The sequence below is a fragment of the Dietzia sp. HMSC21D01 genome, assembly GCF_001815995.1.
GTDB classification, from domain to species: Bacteria; Actinomycetota; Actinomycetes; order Mycobacteriales; family Mycobacteriaceae; genus Dietzia; species Dietzia cinnamea.
Genome location: NZ_KV824116.1, coordinates 1 through 5,150 on the forward strand (window position 1 = coordinate 1; position 5,150 = coordinate 5,150).

The window sequence follows — 5,150 nt, forward strand, 5'->3', positions numbered from 1 at the left end:
CCGCGCACCCCGCCTGGCGCCCGCCGCTCACCCCGCCCAGGGAGCGTCGCCGCCGCCCCACGTGAACGCGGCCTTGTGCACGCACTCGTCCCACTCGGCGTCGGGGTCGGAGTCGATCGTGATGCCGCCGCCCACCCCGAACTCGCAGCGCCCGTCGGGGCCGATCTCGAGGGTGCGGATGGCCACCGACAGGTCGAGCACGCCGGGCCCGGCCAGGCCGATCGCGCCGCAGTGCAGGCCGCGGGCCCGCGGCTCCCGCCCGGAGATGAGTTCCCGCGCCCGGAGTTTGGGCGTGCCGGTGACCGAGGCGGGCGGGAACGTCGTCTCCACCAGCTCGTCGTGGGGCACGCCGGTGCGCGCGGCGACGGTGGACACGAGGTGCCACACGCCGGGCGCGGGGTGCACGGCGAGCAGCTCGGGCACGGTCACGGTCCCGAGGTCGGCGGTCCGTCCGAGATCGTGGCGGACGAGGTCGACGATCATGATGTTCTCCGCGACGTCCTTGCCCGACGCGCGCAGCAGGGCCGGGTCGGCGTCCAGCGGCAGCGTGCCCTTGATGGGCGCCGAGCGCACGTCGCGGCCGCGGCGCGTCAGGTACGTCTCCGGTGACAGCGACACGACCGCGCCCCACTCGCCGGCCAGGTACGCCGCCCGCCGGGCCCGCGTCCGCCGCCACAGGGCGCTGAACAGCGCGATCGGCTCGCCGTGCAGGCGGCCGTCCAGCCGCGTGGACAGGCAGGCCTGGTAGATCTCGCCGGCCCTGATCGCCTCGAGGCAGGCCGTGACCGACGCCCGGTGCGCCTCCCGATCCGGTGCGTCCCAGTCGAGGGTGGGGACCTCGTCGTCGTCGCCCCCTCCCCCCGGTCCGGGGGCGAGCTCGCGCGCGTCGGGGACCGTGCCCCGCGCGGTCCACCGGCCGTCGTGGCCCAGCACGAGCACCCCGTCGGCGCGCCCGGAGACCGCCTCGGGCAGGAGGCGTCTGGCGCCGGAGGGCACGTCGGGGTAGGAGCGGAAGCCCAATGTGAGGCCGGGGTCGGCGTCGGTGCCGGGGGAACCGTCGGTGCGGGTGGTGTCGGGGTCGACGACGACGAGGGCATCGGTCCCGAACGCGTCGGCGGGCGCGACGGGCGCCAGCCGGGCCGACGGGGCGATCACCGCGGCCGCGCCCAGCCAGTCCCCGAGGAACGCGGCCGGTGGCGGCAGGCCCTCGCGCTCGGCACGGCGCGCGCAGGCGTTCAGGACGCTGAGCGGATCCGGCGGCATCTCCGCCCACGTGTGCACCCGTCCAACCTGGCAGATCGCCCGCGGCGGGGTCCAGCCGGGGGCCGGGTGAAAGGGAGTTTAACCCTCCCTCGGGTCAGATCCGTGCTAGGCCTGTCAGGGTGACCACCAACGACGAGAAGACTCCATCTCCTCCGCCCTCCGATCCCCCCGTGGCCGGCGACGCCGTGTTCCCGCGGGGCCTCAGCCTGGGCGTGTTCGTCCCCGCGCTCGTCCTGGTCGGCGCGGTGCTCGTCTGGGGACTGGGCTTCACGGGCTCCTTCCAGTCGGCGGCCACGGCCGCGTTCGACTGGACCGCCCGGAGCGTGGACTGGCTGTTCGTGCTGGCGGCGACCGTGTTCGTGGCGTTCGTCCTGTGGCTGGCTCTCAGCAAGTACGGCAACGTGCGCCTGGGCGGTGACGCCGAGCGGCCGCAGTTCCGCACCACCAGCTGGATCTCGATGATGTTCGCGGCCGGCATGGGCATCGGCCTGATGTTCTACGGCGTGTCCGAGCCGCTGAGCCACTACATCGACACCCCGCCCGGCGCCCGCCCCGGCGTGACCACCGCGATGGCCACCACCACCTTCCACTGGACCGCCCACGCGTGGGCGGTGTACGCGGTGGTCGGGCTGGCCCTGGCGCTCACCGCCTACCGCTACGGCGGGCGGCACCTCATCTCCAGCGCCTTCGTCCCGCTGATCGGGCCGAAGCGCGCGCTGGGCTGGCAGGGAAAAGTCCTCGACATCCTGGCGATCTTCGCCACCGTCTTCGGCACCGCGGCCTCCCTGGGTCTGGGTGCGCTGCAGATCCGCGCGGGTCTGGCCGAGACCGGCACCGTCTCCGCCGAGAGCGCGGCCGTCGCCGTGGGCATCATCATCGTCCTGGGCCTGTGCTTCGTGGCCTCGGCGGTCTCCGGCATCGACCGCGGCATCCAGTTCCTGTCCAACACCAACATGGTCCTCGCCGTGGCCCTGGCGCTCTTCGTCCTGGTGGCCTCGGGCTCCGCGGTGTTCATGCTCGACCTCGTTCCCACCTCGCTGGGCGGGTACATCGGCACCTTCTTCGACATGGCCTCGCGCACCGGCGCGAGCGTCGAGGGCACGGCCGGTGAGTGGCTGTCCGGCTGGACGGTCTTCTACTGGGCGTGGTGGATCTCCTGGTCGCCCTTCGTCGGCATGTTCCTGGCCCGCATCTCGCGCGGCCGCACGATCCGCGAGTTCGTGATCGGCGTGATGATCGTGCCCAGCGTGCTGAGCATCCTGTGGTTCTCCATCTTCGGCGGCGCCGCCCTGGACCTCGAGCTCAGCGGGCGCAGCATCTACGGCGACGGCGACTCGACCCTGCAGCTGTTCGCCCTGTTCGGCGAACTGCCGTTCACGACCATCCTGTCGTTCGTCGCGATCGTCCTCATCTCGATCTTCTTCATCACCGGCGCCGACTCGGCCTCGATCGTCATGGCCGGCATGTCCGAGAACGGCGCGGAGGAGCCCAAGCGGTGGCTGGTCGTGCTGTGGGGCGCGCTCACCGCCGCCGTCGCGATCCTCATGCTGCTGCCCGGCCTGCGGGAGGGTGAGCCGGAGACCGCGCTCAACAGCCTGCAGAACCTCACGATCATCGCCGCGTCCCCGTTCGTGCTGGTGCTGGGCGCGCTGTGCGTCGCGATCGTCAAGGCGCTGACCAGCGACCCGTTCATCACCGAGAAGGTCTACCTGCTGCCGAGATCGGAACGCCGCCGCCGCGACAAGCGGCTGTCGCGTGCTGGCACGCCGGCCACCGCTCCCGCCGCCGGGGGGACCTCCACCTCCGGTGACGGGTCCACCACCACCTAGTCTGTAGGTATGGCGAAGACAGTCCTCACCGCGGTCGCATGGCCGTACGCGAACGGCCCCCGACACATCGGACACGTCTCGGGGTTCGGGGTGCCGTCGGACGTCTTCTCGCGCTACCAGCGCATGGCCGGCAACGACGTGCTCATGGTCTCCGGCACCGACGAGCACGGCACCCCGTTGCTCGTGCAGGCCGAGAAGGAGGGCGTGCCCGTCCAGGAACTCGCCGACCGCTACAACCGCGTGATCGTCGACGACCTGGCCGGGCTCGGCCTGAGCTACGACCTGTTCACCCGCACCACCACGCGTAACCACTACGCGGTGGTGCAGGAGCTGTTCCGCGGGCTGCACCGCAACGGCTACATGGTCGCCAAGACCACCACTGGCGCGGTGAGCCCGTCGACGGGGCGCACCCTGCCGGACCGCTACATCGAGGGCACCTGCCCCATCTGCGGCGACGACGGCGCACGCGGCGACCAGTGCGACAACTGCGGCAACCAGCTCGACCCGGCGGACCTGAAGAACCCACGCTCGCGCATCAACGGCGAGACTCCGAAGTTCATCGAGACCGAGCACTGGTTCCTCGACCTGCCGGCGCTGGCCGACTCGCTGGGGGACTGGCTCAAGGGGCGCGAGGAGTGGCGGCCCAACGTCCTCAAGTTCTCCCTCAACCTGCTGGAGGACCTGCGCCCCCGCGCTATGAGCCGCGACATCGACTGGGGCATCCCCATCCCCGTGGACGGCTGGTCCGACCGCGGCGACAAGAAGCTCTACGTCTGGTTCGACGCCGTGGTGGGGTACCTGTCCGCGTCCATCGAGTGGGCGTGGCGCGCCGGTGAGCCCGAGGCGTGGCGCCGCTGGTGGACCGACCCCGAGGCCGTGTCCCACTACTTCATGGGCAAGGACAACATCACGTTCCACTCCCAGATCTGGCCGGCCGAGCTCATCGGCTACGACGGCCGGGGCGCCCGCGGCGGTGAGCCGGGGGCGCTGGGCGCGCTCAACCTTCCCACCGAGGTGGTCTCGAGCGAGTTCCTCACGATGTCCGGGTCCAAGTTCTCGTCCTCGCGCGGCGTCGTGATCTACGTGCGGGACTTCCTGGCCGAGTTCGGCCCCGACGCGCTGCGCTACTTCATCGCCGTGGCCGGGCCGGAGAACCAGGACACCGACTTCACCTGGGACGAGTACGTGCGCCGCACCAACGCCGAGCTCGTGGGCGGCTGGGGCAACCTCGTCAACCGCACCGTGTCCATGGCGCACAAGAACTTCGGCGAGATCCCGCGGCCGGGCACCCTCACCGACCTCGACGCCGAGCTGCTGCGCGACGCCGAGTCCGCGTTCGCCACCGTCGGCGCGCACCTCGAGCGCTCCCGGTTCAAGGCCGGCGTCACCGAGGCCATGCGGATCGTGGGCGCGGCCAACCGCTACATCGCCGCCACCGAGCCGTGGAAGCTGGCCAAGGAGCCCGAGCAGCGTGAGCGCCTGGGCACCGTCCTGCACACCGCGCTGCAGGTGGTCTCCGACGCCAACACACTCCTCACCCCGTACCTGCCGTCCGCCGCGCAGCAGATCCACGGCGCGATCGGTGGGCAGGGCGTGTGGGCCGCCGCGCCGCAGGTCCACGAGGTCACCGACGACATGCCGGTCGAGCTCGTCGGCGAGGGCCTGCCCGCCGCCGGACGCACGTACCCGGTGATCATGGGGGACTACGCCGCCGAGCAGGCCCGCTGGGGACGCACCGCGATCGCCCCCGGCACGCCGCTGGCCAAGCCGAGCCCGCTGTTCGCGAAGGTCGATCCCGAGCTGGCCGAGACCGGGCCGACCTGGGCGCCCATCCAGCATCCGACCGACGGTGGGGAGGGCTGAGCGCCCGCCATGGGTAAGCGCAAGTCCCGCCCGACCCCTGTCCTGCCCGAGCGGCTGCCCGGGCTCGTCGACGCGCACACGCACCTGTACTCCTGCGGGCACCGCACCGCCGACGAGGTGCGCGCGGCCGCCGACAGGGCCGCGCTCGCCGGCGTGGCCGCCATGGTGACCGTCGGCGACGACCTCGCCGAGTCC

The 5,150-nt window shown here is 72.2% G+C and carries 3 protein-coding genes and 1 pseudogene; 3 read left to right on the forward strand and 1 reads right to left on the reverse strand.

Annotated features, from left to right (window positions below; translation table 11 throughout):
* Positions 1–27: 27 nt before the first annotated feature.
* Positions 28–1,281, reverse strand: coding sequence for an aminodeoxychorismate synthase component I (locus HMPREF3086_RS16035; protein ID WP_083324488.1), 1,254 nt, complete (start codon positions 1,279–1,281; stop codon positions 28–30).
* A 101-nt stretch (positions 1,282–1,382) separates the two neighbouring features.
* Here HMPREF3086_RS16035 and HMPREF3086_RS16040 point away from each other — a divergent pair, with 101 nt between their 5' ends.
* The 3 genes and pseudogenes from HMPREF3086_RS16040 to HMPREF3086_RS16050 all read left to right on the forward strand — a co-directional run.
* Positions 1,383–3,092: a BCCT family transporter gene (locus HMPREF3086_RS16040; protein ID WP_246831024.1), complete on the forward strand. Its 1,710-nt coding sequence runs from the start codon at positions 1,383–1,385 to the stop codon at positions 3,090–3,092.
* 9 nt (positions 3,093–3,101) lie between these two features.
* Positions 3,102–4,955, forward strand: coding sequence for a methionine--tRNA ligase (metG, locus tag HMPREF3086_RS16045; RefSeq protein ID WP_061229786.1), 1,854 nt, complete (start codon positions 3,102–3,104; stop codon positions 4,953–4,955).
* Between the two features lie 9 nt (positions 4,956–4,964).
* Positions 4,965–5,150, forward strand: a pseudogene (locus HMPREF3086_RS16050) (DNAase); the annotation flags it as partial.

What these genes read in the sequence shown, in the direction of transcription:
- metG (WP_061229786.1), top strand. Translation starts at nt 3,102, where the DNA reads ATGGCGAAGACAGTCCTCACCGCGGTCGCATGGCCGTACGCGAACGGC.